We start from the raw sequence: 17,571 nt of genomic DNA, 5'->3' as shown, positions 1-17,571 counted from the left end.
CTCACGGTCCGCCGAGGCCGTAACGGCGGCCGACTCCTTCCAGCCTCAGCTCTGCGCCGCCTTCTGCGGAGTGGCCTCGCTGGGCCTGACGATCACGAAACCCTCGCCGTCCAGCTTCATCTGGACCGCCTCGCCCGAACCCCCGCGGATCATCGATCCGATGGACTGCGAGCGGTGCAGCGAGGTGTTCAGATGGGCGCTCCAGCCGACGACCGCGTCGGTGTCCACGTACACCGGCTGCTGGTGGCTGACGGGGATCACGATCGGGGTGCCCTCGCAGATGACCGCGAGCTTCCCGTAGCCGGTGAAGACGCTGTTGAAGAGGCCGCCGCCCGTCATGCCGGCGCCCTTCACCGTCTTTATGTCGTACGACAGGGTCGCGTCGAAGCACAGCACGTTGCGGCCGTTGACGGTGAGCGCGTCGCCCTGCTCGATGTCGACGATGAAGCAGTTGGCCGCCTCGTGCGCGAACCACGCCTCGCCCTGGCCGCGCACGGCCATCAACGGCAGGCCCTCGCCCGTGACGGCGCGCTTGAGCATGCCGCCGATGCCCTGGCTCTTGCGCTCGAACTGGAGATTGCCGCGGAAGGCGACCATCGAGCCCTGGCGCGCGTGCATCTCGCCGTTGACCGCGTACTTGACCGCCTTGGCGTTCTGCAGGGTCATCCCCGGCACCGTCGCCTGCTGCGCCATGTTCTCGCTGCTGAACAGATCGCTCTTCATGGCAGGCATCGTCGCCCGGAGGCACTCGTTCCGCCAACTGCCCCAAATGCCCCGGCGTGGCGGCTGGCACACTGATCGGGTGAGCAGTGAGAACAACGGCACCGAGGCCGCCCCGCCCGCGGACAGTCCCTTCCGGCACGAGAACCGCCTGCGCGACGCGGCACCGCAGTTCGTCCTGCCGCTGGTCGTACGGATCGAGAAGGCCGAACCGCCCGCCCGTACCGACGCCCTTGAGACCGCGGCGCGTGCCGTCCTGGAGATCCTCGACGACGAGCGGTCCACGGGCGAGGGCGAGTGGGCCCGGGCGATGCGGGACTGGCAGGACGCCCGTATCCGCAAGGTGGTCCGCAGGGCGCGTGGCGCCGAGTGGCGCCGGGCCTGTGCGCTGCCGGGCATCACGGTGACCGGCGAGCGGGCGGAGGTACGGGTCTTCCCGCCCGTACCGCTCGACGGCTGGCCGAAGGAACTCGCCAAGCTCCAGGTGTCCGGCACCGATCTCGACGACCCGGAGCCGCCCGCGCCCCCCGCCCCCGAGACACCGGTGCTGTGGCTGAGCCCCGAGCTGGACATGTCGGCGGGCAAGGCGATGGCCCAGGCGGGCCACGGCGCCCAACTGGCCTGGTGGGAGCTGTCGGAGACGGACCGGAAGGCATGGCGGACGGCCGGGCACCGCCTGTCGGTGCGCACCGCCGATCCGGCACACTGGCGCGCACTCACCGAGAGCGGACTGCCGGTGGTGCGCGACGCGGGCTTCACGGAGATCGCTCCGGGCTCGTGCACGGTGGTCGCCGATCATCCGTCGCTGCGCGGCTGAACACGGCGGGCCCCGGGTGCGTATTCCCCGGTACCGCCAAGTAGGTTGACCCGCTAGGTTCGACCGGCGGGACAGCCGGCGGACTGACCCGCCAGTCAGTTGGTGGGCGGTTTCGGCTGCCGTGTCAGGCATCGGTTCTGGAGGCACATTGTTGCGGCGCATGAACGGGACAGCACTCATCATCGCGGCTCTCGTCGTCACGGTCGGCGCGCTGGCGTTTCCCGTCTGGTCCTACGCCGACCGCTCCGGTACGGGGCAGGCGAACCTCAACGCCTCGACCGTGGCCACACAGTGGGGCCCCCTCTCGGCGACCGACCGCGACTTTCTGGTGAAGGTGCGGCTGGCCGGCCTGTGGGAGCTGCCCGCGGGCCAGCAGGCCATCGAACGGGCGCCGAGCTTGGCGATCAAGGACGCGGGCGACCACCTCGTCGTCGGCCACACCGACCTGGACCGGCGGGCGCGGGACGTGGCGGCGAAGCTGGGTGTCGAGCTGCCCAACCAGCCCACGGAGCAGCAGCAGGGCTGGCTGCGGGAGCTGTCCGCGGCGAGCGGCCAGGAGTACGAGCGCAAGTTCGCCAACCTGCTGCGCAACGCGCACGGCAAGGTCTTCTCACTGGTCGCCCAGGTCAGGCACACCACCCGGAACGCGCTGATACGTCAGCTCGCGAGCGACGCGAACGTGACCGTGCTGGACCACATCACCATGCTGGAGGCGACCGGGATGGTCGACTTCGACGCGATCGCGAACGAGGCGGCGGGCGTGGCGACGGCCAGCCCGTCCGGCCCTCCGCCGCCGGACGGGAACCTGCCGCCGGCGCCGCAGCCGGCCCAGCCCACCGGGGACCAGTCCTTCACCTCCCGGCCGTCGCCGGGGCCTCCGGGCACGGTGAACACGGACCGTCCCGAGGTCCCGCCGGCCGGGTGACGCAGCCCCGGCGGGAACCTCAAATGAAGCTCTGAACGTCCCCTCCTGCGGATTCACCCGCGCCTGACGGGGCCATGACCTCTGCACATCGCATGTCGGGCAGAGGAGGGGGACATCATGGAACTCGGCGTAGGAATCGGCTGGCGGCCGGAGATCGCGGAGACGGTGGAGCGCCTGCCCGGCGTCGACTGGGTCGAGGTGGTGGCCGAGAACGTCTGCCCGGGGCACCTGCCGGAGTCGCTGACCCGGCTGCGGGAGCGCGGGACGCGGATCGTCCCGCACGGCGTCTCGCTCGGCCTCGGCGGCGCGGACCGCCCGTCGGCGCGCCGCCTCGCGGACCTGGCGGAGCGGGCCGAGGCGCTGGACGCGCCGCTGGTGACCGAGCACATCGCGTTCGTACGGGCCGGGGGCGCGCTCACGGCGTCCCCGGTGCTGGAGGCGGGCCACCTGCTGCCGGTGCCGCGCACGTGGGACGCGCTGTCCGTGCTGTGCGAGAACGTACGCGTCGCACAGGACTCGCTGCCGGTGCCGCTGGCGCTGGAGAACATCGCGGCGCTGATCTCGTGGCCGGACGAGGAGCTCACGGAGGGCCAGTTCCTGGCGGAGCTGGTGGAACGGACGGGCGTACAGCTCCTGATCGACGTGGCGAACCTGCACACGAACCGTGTGAACCGGGGCGAGGACCCGTCGGCGGCACTGGACGCGCTTCCGGTGGAGGCGATCGCGTACGTCCACGTGGCGGGCGGCGTCGAACGGGACGGCGTCTGGCACGACACCCACGCGCACCCGGTGACGCAACCGGTCCTGGACGTCCTCGCGGACCTCCGCGCACGGGTGTGCCCGCCGGGGGTGCTGCTGGAACGGGACGACGACTTCCCGCCGCCGGAGACACTGTCGTCGGAACTCTCCAAGATCCGCACCACGCTCCACCTGCCCCCGCACCCACGGCCGCACGCCGCGCCCGGCGCCACCGCCGCGCGGGCGGGCGCCGCGTCGCGCCTGACCACGGCAGCGGAAGCCCGCACCGGCCACCGGACCACGCCCACCCCTACCGCGGCCGAGCTGCCCGCGCCCGGTGGCGCCACCGCCGCGCGGGAGGATGTTCCCGGTCGGCGCACCACCCCCGTGAGCCCGGTCGCCCCACGGGCGGACAACCCGGCCGAGCGGCCCACGCGCAGCGGCAACGCCGATGCGCGGGAGCGGGTGGGGATCGGGCAGGCCGCCCTCGTGTCCGCTCTCGTCGCGGGGACACCCGCGCCCGAGGGGTTCGACCCGCGGCGGCTGCGCGTGCAGAGCAGGGCACTTGTGGCCAAGCGGGCCGACGTCGTCGGGAAGGTCGCGCCCGAGCTGCCCGAGATCCTCGGCGACGCCTACCGCCCCGCGTTCCTCGCGTACGCCAAGAACCGCCCCATGCACGCCGGTTACCGGCGCGACGCGCTCGACTTCGCCGGGCACCTCCTCGCCACCGGCCGGCCCGAGGACGCCGCCGTCCGGCGCCGGCTCACGCTGTGGTGGCAGGAGCGCGCCGCGCCCGAGCCCCCGCGGCGGGCCACGCGCTTCGTAAGCGCCGCCCGCGCCGCCCTCGCCGGAATCGGAAGGTGAGCCCCATGGTCCTCATCGCCCTCGCCCTGTATCTCGCCGTCGGCGTCTCCTCCGCGCTGCTGATCGTCAAGGTGTCCGCCGCCCTGCGCGGCGCCTCGCACGGCGCCCCCCGCGTCCATGACGCCTACGAGGCGGCGTTCCTCGCCGGCGGCCCGGCCCGCGTCGCCGATGCCGCACTCGCCGCGCTGCACACGGACGGCAGGGTCGTCATCGGCGGCCCCGGCGTGGTCACCGCACTGCGCCAGGTCGCGCACGACCCCGTGGAGCGCGAGGTGTTCCGGGCTCTGGCCGCCGCGCCCAGCGGCGCGCTCCCCGTCCTGCGGCAGGAGGTCATGCGCAGCCCCGCGGTGCAGGAGATCGGCCACGCCCTCGCGGCCCGCGGCCTCATGACGCCTCCCCGGCAGCACAGCGGACTCGCGGCCTGGGGGCTTGCCCAGGGCATCGTGTGCCTCGTCGGCCTGCCCCTCTCGCTCGTCGCGACCGTCGTGCAGTTCATGGGCTCCGGCCACCAGCCGGTCGGTCTGCCGTTCGTCCTGATGGCGCTGCCCGCCCTGATCCCCGGCATGGTGATCGGCTTCAACCAGGCCAACCGCGCGGGCCGGCGGGTCGCCCCCCACGGCCGCCGCGCCCTGCGGTCCTACAGCGCGGCCCACGCCCACGCCGCCCCGGGAGTCGTCGCGTTCGTCGCGCTCCGCGGGGTGCGCGCGCTGCCCGACCCGGAGCTGCGCGCCCAGCTGACCGGGGCCGCCCGGCTCGGCCGCGGCTCGCGCTCCACCGTGTCGCACAGCACGTACGCGTACGGCGGCGGTGCCGACTCCCCCGCCTGCTCCGAAGCCGTCTGGTGCGCGAGTTCGGGCTCCGGTTCGGGCTGCGGGTCCGGCAGCGGCGGATCCGGCGGCGGGTCGAGCTGCGGCAGCTCGTCCGGCTCCAGCTGCGGAAGTTCCTCCGGTTCCAGCTGCGGATCGTCCAGCAGCAGCTGACACGCGACCCGGCGTACGTCCACATGGCGAACAGCCTGTGGCGCGACGCGCACCGCTCGCGTAGAACTCGCCCATGCTCTGGCTCATCCTCGTCCTCCTGGCCTGGGCCGTCGCGGCGGTCAGCTGCCTGCGGCTCTGCCTGGCCGCGGCCGACGCGCCCCGGCACCTGGACGAGGCAGCCGAGGAGGCCCGCAGCGACGTGTGCGCGTCGTACGAGCTCACGCTCCCGGAGGCCGCGTTCCTGGCCGGCGGCCCGCAGCGGGTCACCGAGCTGACGCTCGTGTCGATGCACCGCGAGCGGCGGCTGCTGCTGGCGCACACGGGCTGGGCCACGGTCGTGGCCCCGGACGGCGAGAGCGACCTGGAGCGTTCGGTCATCGGCGCGATCGGCCCGTCGGGCCAGGCGCGCACGGCGGCGGTACGGACGGCCGTGTCCGCCGCCGACGCCGTACGGGCCGTCGCCGACCGTCTCGTCCGCGTGGGCCTCGCCGTGCCGGACACGGCCAGGGCGCCCGTGGTCTCCGCGATCCGCGCCGTGCGCGGTTCGAGCGTCCTGACCGTGATGCTGGCGGCCGGGGCAGTGCTGACGCTCTCTCAGGGGCAGCGGCCCGGCCCGGTCCTTGCGTGGTTCGCACTGCCGCTCGTCATGACGCTGGGCTGTCTGGCCCTGGCCCGTTTCGAGGTCCACGCGTACACCGGCTGGGCCTCTCCGGCCGGCATCCGGCTGCTCTGCTCGCTCGTCGAACGGGAGCACGCCGCCTCCGGCGCCGGCGAACGCGCTCGGCTCACCATGGTCGCCGTCCACGGGGTCGGCGCGCTCGACGATCCGCAGCTGCGGGCGGCGTTCGCGGGCGGCCGGGCGAACGGCCGGGCGGCCGACCGGATCCGCTGATTCTGGCCATCGGGGCCGACACGCGACGCCCACATGGGTGCTTTGTCCCGTCAACTGCTCAAGAATTCGTTCCCGCGGCCATCGGGCCGCCGCACGTGCACGAAGGGAACGCGATGAGAGCAGTTGCGAAGTTCGGAGCCGTGGCGTGCCTCGGTTCCTTGGTCCTCACGGCACTCACCGTCCCTCCAGCCGGCGCCGACCCCCGGATCGACACCATCCACGCGTCCGCGGAGGCCCGCGGCACCGCGCTGGCAGCCGAACGCGCCGCGGCCGCCGGCATCGCCTTCGGCGCCTGCCCGAAGGAAGAGGGTCTGCCGGAGCCGGTCGTCTGCGGCACGGTCGAGGTCCCGCTGGACTACGCGGAGCCGTCGGGCCGTCAGATCGGCCTGACCGTCAGCCGCGTCCGGGCGAGCGGCGCCCCGGCCGAGCGGCAGGGCGCCCTCGTCTACAACCCCGGCGGCCCCGGCGCGTCCAGCATGTCGTTCCCGATGGCGGCCGAGCTGCCCGAGTGGAGGAGGATCGCGCAGGCGTACGACATCGTCGGCTACGCGCCCCGGGGCGTGGACCGCTCCGCGCCGTTGTCCTGCCAGGACCCGGCCGACTTCGTGCGGGCGCCGACGCAGGCACCGACGCACCCCTCCCCCGCGTACAAGCAGGAGCGGATCGCGCAGGCGAAGGCGTACGCGCGGGGGTGCGCGCGCAAGGCCGGTGCGGCGCTGCGCCATTACACGTCGCTCAACAACGCCCGCGACCTCGACGTGCTGCGCGCGGCGCTCGGCGAGAGGAAGCTGACGTTCATGGGCGCGTCGTACGGCACCTACTTCGGCGCGCTGTACGCCACGCTGTTCCCGGACCATGTGCGCCGCATGGTGTTCGACTCGGTGGTCAACCCCTCCCCGAGCAGGATCTGGTACCGCAACAACCTCGGCCAGTCACTGGCGTTCGAGGGCCGCTGGGCCGACTTCCGCGCCTGGGTGGCGAAGCACGACGCCACGTACAAGCTGGGCGCCACGCCGCAGGAGGTCGCCCGTAGTTACGAACGGGTGCGCGCCGCAGTGGCGTTGAGGCCGGCGGGCGGCAAGGTCGGCCCGGGGCAGCTGCACGCGGCGCTGCTCGGCGTGGCCTACAACGACGACTACTGGCCGGTGCGCGCGCAGGCGCTGTCGGCGTACCTGAAGGGCGACCCGAAGCCGCTGATCGCCCAGGCGGCCCCGCGGCCGGGCACCGAGAAGGGGGCGGAGAACGCCAACGCCGTCTACACGGCGGTGGAGTGCAACGACGCACCGTGGCCCGAGGACTGGGAGACCTGGGACCGCGACAACACGCGGCTCGCGCGGATCGCACCGTTCGAGACGTGGGACAACGCGTGGATGAATCTGCCGTGCGCGTTCTGGCCGGCGCCGCGGCAGCGGCCGCTCGACGTGGGCACGAGGCTGGGTGAGCTGCCCACGACGCTGATCCTGGCGGCGGAGCGGGACGCGGCGACGCCGTACAAGGGCGCGCGGGAGCTGCAGCGGCGACTGCGGGGCTCGGTGCTGATCACGGAGGAGGACGCGGGCACGCACGGCATCGGCGGCGGGCCCAACGCGTGCGTCAACGCGTACCTGGAGGACTACCTGCTGCGCGGGGAGACACCGGTGCGGCGCGCATCGTGCGCGCCGCACCCGGAGCCGGACCCGGTGTCGCTGGACCGGCACGCGGAGCAGCGAAAGCTGCCGCACGCCGTCTGATCTTCCGGGCCATCGTGAAGCCGGGTCCGTGGCTGACCAGGGCAGGGGCCGTTGACGGTCCTGCCGGTGGCCGGTTTCCACGGGCCCGGCCGGGGCAGGCCGGGCGCGTGGCTGACCACGAACCCGGCCGGGGCGACCGGGCCCGGGGGCCCGGTCGTGGACGGCTGGGTTTCCGCGTGGGACGCGGGGAAACCTCGCCGTCAAGACGGTGCGGACTACGCGAGCCCCGCCACCAGATCCGCCACGCTCTTGCGGCGGCCCGTGTAGAACGGGACCTCCTCGCGCACGTGCATCCGCGCCTCGGACGCGCGCAGGTGGCGCATCAGGTCGACGATCCGGTACAGCTCGTCCGCCTCGAAGGCGAGAATCCACTCGTAGTCGCCGAGCGAGAACGACGCGACCGTGTTGGCGCGCACGTCCGGGTAGCCGCGGGCCATCTTGCCGTGGTCGGCGAGCATCCGGCGGCGGTCCTCGTCGGGGAGCAGGTACCAGTCGTAGGAGCGCACGAAGGGGTACACGGAGACGTAGTTGCGGGGCGTCTCGTCGGCCAGGAAGGCCGGGATGTGCGACTTGTTGAACTCGGCGGGGCGGTGCAGCGCCATGTTGGACCAGACCGGCTCGAGTGCGCGGCCGAGACGGGTGCGCCGGAAGCGGTTGTACGCGTCCTGGAGCTCGTCCGAGGTCTCCGCGTGCCACCAGATCATGACGTCGGCGTCGGCGCGCAGCCCGGAGACGTCGTAGGTGCCGCGCACGGTGACGTCCTTGGCGGCGAGCTGGTCGATCAGCTCCTGGACCTCGTCGGCGTAGCCGGCGCGGTTCTCGGGCAGTGCTTCGCGCAGCTTGAAGACGGACCACAGCGTGTACCGGATGACCTCGTTGAGGTCCTTGGCCTTCTTGCCTGCGTTCGGGATCTTTTCGGGCGCACTCATACGGCTATTGTCCCGCGTCCGGATCAGTGCCCTGCGCCAGGGTCGGCGTGGCGAGAATCTCGTCCGCCGCGCGCTGTCCGCTGCCGATGCAGGCCGGGATGCCGACGCCGTCGTACACCGCTCCGCAGACCCGCAGGCCGGGAAGCTTCGCGACCTCGTCGCGGATGCGGGCGACCCGGGCGAGGTGCCCGACCGGGTACTGGGGCAGGCCGCCGGTCCAGCGGGTGACCTCGGCCGCCACGGGCCGGGCGTCGAGGCCGATCGCCTCGGCGAGGTCGGTCAGGGACACGTCGACCAGCTCGTGGTCCTCGCGTTCCAGTGCCTGCTCCTCCCCGTAGCGGCCGACGGAGGTGCGCAGCACGAACAGGTCGCCCGCGCCCTCGGCCACCCAGCGCCACTTGTTAGAGGAGAAGGTGGACGCCTTGATCGCCCGGCCGTCCACGGGCGGGACGAGGAAGCCGCTGCCGGGCGGTGTCGAGCCGAGGTCGGCGCGCCGGAAGGCGAGGGTGACCAGGGCCATGGAGGCGTACTCGACGCGGCCGAGTCCGGCCGCTGCCGCCGGGGACTCGGCGGCGAGCAGCGCGGAGGCGGACCAGGCGGGGGTGGCGAGGACGACGGCGTCGGCGGTCAGCGGCTCGCGGTCGGTCCGGATGTGCCAGCCGGAGCCGGTGCGGGTCAGGCCGAGGACGGCGGTGGAGGTGCGGATGTCGCCGCCGAGTGCGCGTACGGACGCGGCGACGGCGGCGGGCAGCGTGCCCATGCCGCCGTCGAGGCCCATGAAGACGGGGCCGGCGCCCTGCTGCGCGGCGCCCTTGGCCTGGACCTCGCGTACGCCGTCGAGCAGCGTGGCATTGCGGTGCAGGGCGTCGAAGAGGCCGGGGACCGCGGCGCGCATCGAGATGCGGTAGGCGTCGCCCGCGTAAACGCCGCCGAGCAGGGGTTCGACGAGCCGGTCGACGACCTCGCGGCCGATGCGCTCGGCGACGTATGCGCCGACGGCGACGTCGTCACCGATCTCGACGGGCGGCAGGTCCTTCTCGCGCCCGATGCGGTCGATTCCCTCGGGCGAGATCAGCCCGGCCAGCGCCTCCTGGGTGCCGGGCACGCCCATGACGTGGCCCTTGGGCATGGGGCGCAGGGCGCCGCGGGTCCACACAGCGGAGGTCGCGACGGCGGGCGGCTGGAGCCGGTCCCCGAGGCCGACCGCACGGGCCAGGTCGGTGCCCTCGCTGCGGCGCGCGAGCATCGACTCGGCGCCGAGGTCCACCGGGACGCCCGCGATGTCGCCGCCTTGGAGCTTGCCGCCGAGGCGGTCGGTGGCCTCGACGAGGGTGACGCGCACGCCGGCGGTGACCAGCCGGTGGGCGGCGGCCAGACCGGCAATGCCGCCCCCGATGACGGCGACATGACGCCCAGCTGTGTCCACGTTCATGGGGCAACTCTCTCAAACGCCGTGCCAACCCCCGTAACGAGTCCCGACCGTGACCGCTTCGGGACCGGAATCGGGCAACCGGCCACGGCGGCCGGGCGTCGAACCGGCAATCGCTCACCGTTTCTGCCCTGGGGGGTCTCATGGACGCACGACCGGCCGCACGACCAGCCGCACGACTGGCTGCACGACTGGGTGCACGACGCACCGTCGCGGTCCTTCTGCTCACCGCGTCACTCGGCCTCGCCGGCTGCGGTGCCGGCGACTCGTCGTCCGGCGACACGGCACAGGCCGACTCCAAGCCCGCCCTGCGGGACGGCGGCAAGGGGGCCGCCGGATCCGGCTACGCGGCCGACGAGTCCGGCGGGAAGCCGGCCGACGGCGGGTCGCGCGAGGGCGCCTCCGCTCCGTCGGCGCTGCCGACGGCACACATAATCCGCACCGCCGAGCTGGGCGTGGAGGTGAAGGACGCGGTCAAGGCGCTCGCGAACGCCCGCGCGGTGGTCGAGAAGGCCGGCGGCCGGGTCGAGAACGAGACCACCGAACGCATCGACGACACCCATGTCACCTCGCATGTCGTCCTGCGCGTACCGCAGGAGCGGTACGGGCCGGTCCTCGCGGAGCTCGCCGGGGCCGGAAAGCTGCTCTCCCGCAAGGCCGACGCCAAGGACGTCACCGACCAGGTGGTGGACGTGGAGAGCCGGATCGCGACGCAGCGGGCGAGTGTGGCGCGGGTGCGGGAGCTGATGGAGCGGGCGACGCAGCTGTCCGACGTCGTCACGCTGGAGGGGCAGCTGAGCAGCCGTCAGGCGGAGCTGGAGTCGCTGCTGGCGCGGCAGGCGTCGCTGAAGGACCGGACGACGCTGGCGACGATCACGCTGACGCTGACCGAGGCGGAGAGCGTGGACACGAAGGAGGACGAGGACCCCGGTTTCCTGGACGCGCTCGGCGGCGGCTGGGACGCGCTGGTGGCGACCCTGCGGTGGATCACGGTGGCGATCGGCGCGGTGGCACCGTTCGCGGCGCTGCTGGGCCTGCTGTACGCGGTGTGGCGGTGGCTGGTGCGGCCCCGGCTCCGGCCACGGACGCGCCCTTCGGCGCCGGGCGCGGAGGTGACATCCCCTGCCGGGACGGAGGACCGAACGGCCCCTGCGCCGTAGCGTGTTCCCCATGACGACGGAGCGACTGGTGGTCGTGGGGGGCGATGCGGCGGGCATGTCCGCCGCATCGCAGGCCCGCAGGACGAAGGGCCCGGACGAGCTGGAGATCGTGGCGTTCGAGCGCGGGCACTTCAGCTCGTTCTCGGCGTGCGGCATCCCGTACTGGGTGAGCGGCGACGTGCCCGAGCGGGACGAACTGATCGCCCGCTCGCCCGAGGAGCACCGCTCCCGCGCGATCGATCTGCGCATGCGCACCGAGGTGACGGAGATCGACACGGGGGCCGGCCGGGTGCGCGCCCGGGACCTGGAGACGGGCGAGGAGGCGTGGACGGGCTACGACAAGCTGGTGATCGCGACCGGTGCCCGACCGGTGCGGCCCCCGCTGCCCGGCATGGACGCGGCCGGCGTGCACGGGGTGCAGACGCTCGACGACGGCCAGACGCTCCTGGACACCCTGAGGCGTACGGAAGGCCGGCGCGCGGTCGTCGTGGGGGCCGGGTACATCGGCGTGGAGATGGCGGAGGCGCTGCTCAAGCGCGGCTACGAAGTGACCGTGGTGACCCGCGGCCGGCAGCCCATGGCCACGCTGGATCCCGACATGGGCGCCTTGGTGCACGAGGCGATGGACGGGCTGGGCATCACGACGGTGACGGGTTCGGCCGTCACCAAGATCCTCGCCGGTGAGGACGGCCGGGTCCGTGCGGTGGCGACCGACGACGCGGAGTACCCGGCGGACGTGGTGGTCCTCGGCATAGGCGTCGAGCCGGAGACGGCATTGGCCCGTGCCGCGGGTCTGCCGCTCGGCCGGTACGGCGGTCTGCTCACGGACCTGTCGATGCGAGTGCGGGGCCACGAGAACATCTGGGCGGGCGGGGACTGCGTCGAGGTGCTCGACCTGGTCTCGGGCCGGGAACGCCATGTCCCGCTCGGCACCCACGCGAACAAGCAGGGCCAGGTCATCGGCGCGAACGCGGGCGGCGGCTACGGCACGTTCCCCGGCGTGGTGGGCACCGCGGTGAGCAAGGTGTGCGAGCTGGAGATCGCCCGCACCGGCCTGCGGGAGAAGGACGCGCGGGAGGTGGGTCTGCAGTACGTGACGTCGACGATCGAGTCGACGAGCCGCGCGGGCTACTACCCCGGTGCGGCCCCGATGACGGTCAAGATGCTCGCGGAACGCCGCACGGGTCGGCTGCTGGGCGTCCAGATCGTGGGCCGCGAGGGCGCGGCGAAGCGCGTGGACATCGCGGCGGTGGCGCTGACGGCGGGGATGACGGTGGAGCAGATGACGGCGCTGGACCTGGGGTACGCGCCGCCGTTCTCCCCGGTGTGGGACCCGGTCCTGGTGGCGGCGCGCAAGGCGACGGCGGCGGTGCGGGCGGAAGGGTAGCCGCTCGGCGGCGGGCATCCGCCCTCGTGGCGGCCGAACGGCCTCATCAACCGAGAGTGACGAATTGCGACCATTCTCTTACCATGGGTTAACTCGATGGCATGATCCGACACACAGTGCGTGCGCTCTGCGCCGCCTCACTCGTCATAGCACCGCTCGCCCTGAGCACCCCCGCCCACGCCGTGACGTGCACGGTCAACGGCAGGACCGTCACCAGCCAGAACGTGGACGGCACACCCGGCAGCGACTTGATCCGCTGCGCATCGGTCCCTGAGGGGCACTCGGTCAACGGCCTCGGCGGCAACGACCGCATCACGATCACGAACACGGTCAGCGGCGTCGTCGAGGGCAACGCCGGGTACGACTACGTCACCGTGGGCGGCGAGGTGACGTCCACCGGCAGGATCCGGGGCAACGCCGGGAGCGACTACCTGCAGGTCAACGTGAACAACGGCGTCGTCAACGGAGGCGACGGCTCGGACTACTGCCAGGTGGGCTCCGGCACCGGCACCGTCGTCAACTGCGAGGCCTGAGAAAGGAACCGCTCGCCGCGACGCCGAAGGGCCTCGCGGCGAGTGGTGTGACCGCGCGCGGTCAGCGCGCGGTCGACTCGTGGACGTCCGCCACCAGCCGCGTCAGCGCGTCCGGGTTCGTCGTCGGCAGCACCCCGTGCCCGAGGTTGAAGACGTGACCCTCCAGGCCCGCCGCCGCCTCCAGCACCTCGCGGGTCTTCGCGCGCACCGCCTCCGGGGAGGAGAACAGCACGGCCGGGTCCAGGTTGCCCTGGAGCGCCTTGCCCGGGCCCACACGGCGAGCGGCCTCGTCGAGGGGGACGCGCCAGTCGACGCCGACCACGTCCGCGCCCGCCTCGCCCATCAGCCCCAGCAGTTCGCCGGTGCCCACGCCGAAGTGGATGCGCGGGACGCCGTACGACGCGACGGAGCCGAAGACCTTCGCCGACGCCGGCATCACGGACCGGCGGTAGTCCGCGGGGGCCAGGGCGCCCACCCAGGAGTCGAAGAGCTGGACGGCGGAGGCACCGGCCTCGATCTGGACCTTCAGGAAGGCGGAGGTGATGTCGGCGAGCCGGTCCAGCAGGTCGGCCCACAGCTGCGGGTCGCCGTACATCAGGGCCTTGGTGTTCTCGTGGTTGCGGGAGGGCCCGCCCTCCACCAGGTAGCTCGCGAGGGTGAACGGCGCGCCCGCGAAGCCGATCAGCGGGGTGGCGCCGAGCTCCTCGGTGAGCATGCCCATCGCCTCGGTGACGTAGGGGACGTCGTCCGGCGTCAGGTCCCGCAGGCGTGCCAGATCCGCGCGCGTGCGGATCGGCTCGGCGACGACCGGGCCGACACCGGGCTTGATGTCGAGGTCGACGCCGATGGCCTTCAGCGGCACCACGATGTCGCTGAAGAAGATCGCCGCGTCGACCTTGTGCCGCCGCACCGGCTGCAGCGTGATCTCGGTGACGAGGTCGGGCCGCATGCACGACTCGAGCATCGGGATGCCCTCGCGCACCTTCAGGTACTCGGGAAGCGAGCGCCCGGCCTGCCGCATGAACCAGACCGGCGTGTGCGGTACGGGTTCACGCCGGCACGCCCTCAGGAACGCTGAGTCGTACGTCTTCGTCTGCTGGGCCCGGGATGGGGTGTCCCCCGCTCGGGCGGAGCCTCGGGCGAGGGGAAGGTCGTTGGCGCTCACGTGCAGAATCTTCGCACGTGCGGCAGAAGAGGCCGCCCCGGGCCGGGTGTCCCTCCCTGCGCGACGGCCTCGTTCCGCCTACTCTTCCCCGCATGGCTGCGGCTCAGGGACATTTTTCCGATCATTCCAACGGCGTCGACGCGCCGGAAAGCACGGAGCAGGGCGGGGTGCCGCACGCGTTCCGCCAGGCGGTCGACGCCTTGCGGTCCGCCCGGGTGCGAACGGAGATCGAGATCGATCCGACCCGGCCGCCGCAGAAACTCGCCCCTCACGCGTACGCCCTGGAGGCCGCGGTCGTCGAAGGCGAGGACGATCTCGCGGACGGCCGGCTCGTCCTGCTCCACGACCCCGCGGGCCACGAGGCCTGGCACGGCACGTTCCGCCTGGTCACGCTGGTCCGGGCGGAGCTGGAACCGGAGATGGCCGCCGACCCGCTGCTGCCGGAGGTCTGCTGGTCCTGGCTGACGGGCGCACTGGAGGCGCGCGGGCTGGCGTACGGCGAGCCGAGCGGCACCGTCACCCGCGCGGGGTCTCACTATTTCGGTGGACTCGCCGACCGCCGGCCCGCGACCCAGATCGAGATCCGTGCTTCATGGACCCCGCGGGAGGGCACCGGAGGTGTCCCGGACACCGCCGCACACCTCGCTGCCTGGTGCGATCTGCTCTGCCAGGTCGCCGGGCTGCCCCCGTCGCCGGCCGGTGCCGCGGACGGCGTGACGGGCGTGGTGAGCCTTCCGCAGCGGCGCGGACCGCAGCAGCCCTGAGCGGCCGGCCGCCCGCGCCCCGGGACACTGGCGCATGGCCGTGCCACGACTCGCCCCGCTCTTGCGCGGGCGGGCACACCCCGCGCAGCTTGCTCGTAGGATGATCGATCGCCTGTCCGAATTGCCCCGATTATTACTCACCAAATCGTGATCATTCTCTAAAGGCGGGCGGGTTTGCTGCCGAAGAGGTCAATGACCTAACTGCACGGTTCGCCCCGGCTTCATCCCCGAGCCGGCTCCGTCCCGCACCTTTCCAGGAGGCCTGGTGTCCGTTCTTCTCGAGCAGCCCGCAAGCCTGGTCGCCTACCGCCCGAACAAGCCGACGGCCATGGTCGTCGTAGCCGACCCGCGCGTCCGTTCCACCGTCACCCGCCACCTGTGGGCACTCGGGGTACGTGACGTGATCGAGGCGTCGTCCATCGCGGAGGCCCGTCCCCGCGTCGGCAATCCGCGCGACATCTGCGTTGCCGACGTCCACCTGCCCGACGGTTCCGGGCTGACCCTCCTCTCCGAGACGCGTGCCGCGGGCTGGCCGAACGGCCTCGCACTGTCCGCCGCCGACGACATCGGCGCCGTGCGCAACGCCCTCGCCGGGGGTGTCAAGGGCTACGTCGTCACCGGCACCCGCACCAACATCGGACACCCCGCCCGACCCGGCGCCGCCCCCATCGGCTCCGCGGCCGGCCGTATGCACCGCCGCCCCCCGGGTGCCCCGAGCCACCCGGGCGGCTACCGCGAGCTGTCCGGCCGCGAGGTCGAGGTGCTTCGTCTGGTGGCGGAGGGCCAGTCGAACAAGGCGATCGGCGTCTCGATGGGCCTGTCCGCACTGACCGTCAAGAGCCACCTCGCCCGTATCGCGCGCAAGCTGGGCACCGGAGACAGGGCCGGGATGGTGGCGGTGGCCCTGCGGACCGGCATCATCCACTGACACGCTTGACACATCTTCGGCGCCCGTCGACGGAACGTTCCGTCGACGGGCGCGTTCCGTTCACAGATACCCTTGACACGTGACCGACGCCCAAGAGACCGCAGCGCAGACATCACTGCGAACCACCGGGGGCGCTCCTCCGGACGACGGCGTACCCTCCGACGGGCTGCCGATCCCCCTGCTGGAGCCCCGCGACGGCATCCCGCCGGTGGTCGCCGACGAGGACGCGCTCGCCGAGGTGATCGCGGCCTTCGCCGCGGGCACCGGCCCCGTGGCCGTCGACGCGGAGCGTGCCTCCGGCTACCGCTACGGCCAGCGCGCCTACCTCGTGCAGCTGCGCCGCGAAGGCGCCGGCACCGCGCTCGTCGACCCTGTGGGCTGCCCCGACCTGTCCGGACTCGGCGAGGCCCTCGCGGACGCCGAGTGGATCCTGCACGCCGCCACCCAGGACCTGCCCTGCCTGCGCGAAATAGGCATGGTGCCGACGCGGCTGTTCGACACCGAGCTGGCCGGCCGCCTCGCGGGCTTCCCGCGCGTCGGCCTCGGCGCGATCGTCGAGGGTGTCCTCGGCTACGCGCTGGAGAAGGGCCACTCCGCGGTCGACTGGTCCACCCGTCCGCTGCCCGAGCCATGGCTGCGGTACGCCGCCCTGGACGTGGAGCTGCTGGTCGACCTGCGCGACGCGCTGGAGAAGGAGCTGGAGCGCCAGGGGAAGCTGGAGTGGGCGGTCCAGGAGTTCGCCGCGATCGCCTCGGCCCCGCCCGCGCCCCCGCGGAAGGACCCCTGGCGGCGCACCTCGGGCATGCACAAGGTGCGCCGGCGCCGCCAGATGGCGGCCGTACGGGAGCTGTGGACGGCCCGCGACAAGGTCGCGCAGCGGCGTGACGTGTCGCCCGGCAAGGTGCTCGGCGACGCGGCGATCGTGGAGGCGGCCCTCGCGCTGCCGGCGAACGTGCACGCCCTGACGGCCCTGCCCGGTTTCGGGCACCGGATGGGACGGCGTCAGCTGGAGCAGTGGCAGGCGGCCGTCGACCGGGCGAAGGCGCTGCCCGACTCCGAGCTCCCGCAGCCCGGCCAGCCGGTGACGGGTCCGCCGCCGCCCCGCGCCTGGGCCGACAAGGACCCGGCGGCCGCGGCACGGCTGTCCGCGGCGCGCGCGGCGGTGTCGGCGCTGGCCGAGGAACTGAACGTGCCCCAGGAGAACCTGATCACGCCGGACACGGTGCGCAGGGTCTGCTGGGAACCGCCCTTCGAGGTGACGGCCGAGTCGGTGGCGAGCGCGCTCGCCGGCTACGGGGCGCGGGCCTGGCAGATCGAGCTGGTGGGGCCGGTGCTGCTGGTGGCGCTGGCCGCGGCGTCCGCCTGACGCGAGGGAGCCCCCGTCCGTTCGTCGGCCGGGGGCTCCGCCGTTTCTACGAGGCGGGGCTGATGTCGCCGTTCGTGTTCGTCTCGAAGGCGCCCTGGGTCTTGCCGTCGATCTTGAGGTCTGCGGCAGCGTGCTGGGCGGGGTCGACGTGCCGTCGGGCGGGAAGATCGGCGCGAGCAGGAACAGGCTCTCCAACGGTCTCGGCGTCAGGAGGTTCCGATGGGCGGGACTGACGTTGAATCCG

At 73.2% G+C, this 17,571-nt stretch carries 16 protein-coding genes; 12 read left to right on the top strand and 4 right to left on the bottom strand.

The window, feature by feature from the left end:
* Positions 1–45 precede the first annotated feature (45 nt).
* Positions 46–723: an AIM24 family protein gene (locus ACF08N_RS21395; protein ID WP_392326217.1), complete on the bottom strand. Its 678-nt coding sequence runs from the start codon at positions 721–723 to the stop codon at positions 46–48.
* A 46-nt stretch (positions 724–769) separates the two neighbouring features.
* Here ACF08N_RS21395 and ACF08N_RS21390 point away from each other — a divergent pair, with 46 nt between their 5' ends.
* The 6 genes from ACF08N_RS21390 to ACF08N_RS21365 all read left to right on the top strand — a co-directional run bounded on the left by ACF08N_RS21390 (position 770) and on the right by ACF08N_RS21365 (position 7,666).
* On the top strand, positions 770–1,537 hold the full coding sequence (locus ACF08N_RS21390) for a peptidyl-tRNA hydrolase (protein WP_392326216.1): 768 nt from the start codon (positions 770–772) through the stop codon (positions 1,535–1,537).
* 151 nt (positions 1,538–1,688) lie between these two features.
* Positions 1,689–2,462, top strand: coding sequence for a DUF4142 domain-containing protein (locus tag ACF08N_RS21385; protein WP_392326215.1), 774 nt, complete (start codon positions 1,689–1,691; stop codon positions 2,460–2,462).
* Positions 2,463–2,579: 117 nt separating this feature from the next.
* Positions 2,580–4,064 (top strand): DUF692 domain-containing protein, encoded by a 1,485-nt coding sequence (locus tag ACF08N_RS21380; protein WP_392326214.1) that lies wholly within the window; start codon positions 2,580–2,582, stop codon positions 4,062–4,064.
* Positions 4,065–4,069: 5 nt separating this feature from the next.
* A complete protein-coding gene (locus tag ACF08N_RS21375; protein ID WP_392326213.1) occupies positions 4,070–5,044 on the top strand; it encodes a TIGR04222 domain-containing membrane protein in 975 nt (324 codons plus the stop codon).
* A 73-nt stretch (positions 5,045–5,117) separates the two neighbouring features.
* A complete protein-coding gene (locus ACF08N_RS21370) occupies positions 5,118–5,936 on the top strand; it encodes a TIGR04222 domain-containing membrane protein (RefSeq protein ID WP_392326212.1) in 819 nt (272 codons plus the stop codon).
* Positions 5,937–6,049: 113 nt separating this feature from the next.
* Entirely contained in the window at positions 6,050–7,666 is a 1,617-nt protein-coding gene (locus ACF08N_RS21365; RefSeq protein WP_392326211.1) for an alpha/beta hydrolase, read from the top strand.
* A 215-nt stretch (positions 7,667–7,881) separates the two neighbouring features.
* Here ACF08N_RS21365 and hemQ read toward each other — a convergent pair whose 3' ends face one another.
* Positions 7,882–8,595: a hydrogen peroxide-dependent heme synthase gene (hemQ, locus tag ACF08N_RS21360; protein WP_392326210.1), complete on the bottom strand. Its 714-nt coding sequence runs from the start codon at positions 8,593–8,595 to the stop codon at positions 7,882–7,884.
* 4 nt (positions 8,596–8,599) lie between these two features.
* Positions 8,600–10,027 carry a protoporphyrinogen oxidase gene (hemG, locus tag ACF08N_RS21355; protein ID WP_392326209.1) on the bottom strand — a complete coding sequence of 476 codons (1,428 nt, stop codon included), beginning with the start codon at positions 10,025–10,027 and terminating at the stop codon, positions 8,600–8,602.
* 140 nt (positions 10,028–10,167) lie between these two features.
* On the opposite strand from hemG, the gene ACF08N_RS21350 reads away from it, so the two are divergent.
* From ACF08N_RS21350 to ACF08N_RS21340, 3 genes are all read left to right on the top strand, one after another.
* Entirely contained in the window at positions 10,168–11,184 is a 1,017-nt protein-coding gene (locus ACF08N_RS21350; RefSeq protein ID WP_392326208.1) for a DUF4349 domain-containing protein, read from the top strand.
* 10 nt (positions 11,185–11,194) lie between these two features.
* Positions 11,195–12,571: an FAD-dependent oxidoreductase gene (locus ACF08N_RS21345; RefSeq protein ID WP_392326207.1), complete on the top strand. Its 1,377-nt coding sequence runs from the start codon at positions 11,195–11,197 to the stop codon at positions 12,569–12,571.
* Between the two features lie 101 nt (positions 12,572–12,672).
* A complete protein-coding gene (locus ACF08N_RS21340; RefSeq protein WP_392326206.1) occupies positions 12,673–13,104 on the top strand; it encodes a hypothetical protein in 432 nt (143 codons plus the stop codon).
* A 61-nt stretch (positions 13,105–13,165) separates the two neighbouring features.
* Here ACF08N_RS21340 and hemE read toward each other — a convergent pair whose 3' ends face one another.
* A complete protein-coding gene (gene hemE, locus ACF08N_RS21335; protein WP_392326273.1) occupies positions 13,166–14,173 on the bottom strand; it encodes a uroporphyrinogen decarboxylase in 1,008 nt (335 codons plus the stop codon).
* Positions 14,174–14,361: 188 nt separating this feature from the next.
* Between hemE and ACF08N_RS21330 the strand changes: the two genes are divergently transcribed.
* From ACF08N_RS21330 to ACF08N_RS21320, 3 genes are all read left to right on the top strand, one after another.
* The gene (locus tag ACF08N_RS21330) at positions 14,362–15,033 is read left to right on the top strand and encodes a DUF3000 domain-containing protein (protein ID WP_392326205.1); all 672 of its coding nucleotides are present in this window, start codon (positions 14,362–14,364) and stop codon (positions 15,031–15,033) included.
* 265 nt (positions 15,034–15,298) lie between these two features.
* A complete protein-coding gene (locus ACF08N_RS21325) occupies positions 15,299–15,961 on the top strand; it encodes a response regulator transcription factor (protein WP_177151815.1) in 663 nt (220 codons plus the stop codon).
* Between the two features lie 79 nt (positions 15,962–16,040).
* Positions 16,041–17,327, top strand: a complete 1,287-nt coding sequence (locus ACF08N_RS21320) for an HRDC domain-containing protein (protein WP_392326204.1) — start codon at positions 16,041–16,043, stop codon at positions 17,325–17,327.
* The last annotated feature ends 244 nt before the right edge of the window (positions 17,328–17,571 follow it).

The organism is Streptomyces sp. NPDC015127 (genome assembly GCF_043080095.1).
Lineage (GTDB): Bacteria > Actinomycetota > Actinomycetes > Streptomycetales > Streptomycetaceae > Streptomyces.
This window is presented reverse-complemented; position numbering and strand designations above follow the sequence as displayed.

Excerpts from the sequence above, each read along its gene's own strand:
- ACF08N_RS21350 (WP_392326208.1), top strand. The coding sequence starts at position 10,168 with ATGGACGCACGACCGGCCGCACGACCAGCCGCACGACTGGCTGCACGA.
- ACF08N_RS21375 (WP_392326213.1), top strand. The coding sequence starts at position 4,070 with ATGGTCCTCATCGCCCTCGCCCTGTATCTCGCCGTCGGCGTCTCCTCC.
- hemQ (WP_392326210.1), bottom strand. The coding sequence starts at position 8,595 with ATGAGTGCGCCCGAAAAGATCCCGAACGCAGGCAAGAAGGCCAAGGAC.
- ACF08N_RS21365 (WP_392326211.1), top strand. The coding sequence starts at position 6,050 with ATGAGAGCAGTTGCGAAGTTCGGAGCCGTGGCGTGCCTCGGTTCCTTG.
- ACF08N_RS21390 (WP_392326216.1), top strand. The coding sequence starts at position 770 with ATGCCCCGGCGTGGCGGCTGGCACACTGATCGGGTGAGCAGTGAGAAC.
- ACF08N_RS21345 (WP_392326207.1), top strand. The coding sequence starts at position 11,195 with ATGACGACGGAGCGACTGGTGGTCGTGGGGGGCGATGCGGCGGGCATG.
- hemG (WP_392326209.1), bottom strand. The coding sequence starts at position 10,027 with ATGAACGTGGACACAGCTGGGCGTCATGTCGCCGTCATCGGGGGCGGC.
- ACF08N_RS21370 (WP_392326212.1), top strand. The coding sequence starts at position 5,118 with ATGCTCTGGCTCATCCTCGTCCTCCTGGCCTGGGCCGTCGCGGCGGTC.
- ACF08N_RS21340 (WP_392326206.1), top strand. The coding sequence starts at position 12,673 with ATGATCCGACACACAGTGCGTGCGCTCTGCGCCGCCTCACTCGTCATA.
- ACF08N_RS21380 (WP_392326214.1), top strand. The coding sequence starts at position 2,580 with ATGGAACTCGGCGTAGGAATCGGCTGGCGGCCGGAGATCGCGGAGACG.
- ACF08N_RS21395 (WP_392326217.1), bottom strand. The coding sequence starts at position 723 with ATGAAGAGCGATCTGTTCAGCAGCGAGAACATGGCGCAGCAGGCGACG.
- ACF08N_RS21330 (WP_392326205.1), top strand. The coding sequence starts at position 14,362 with ATGGCTGCGGCTCAGGGACATTTTTCCGATCATTCCAACGGCGTCGAC.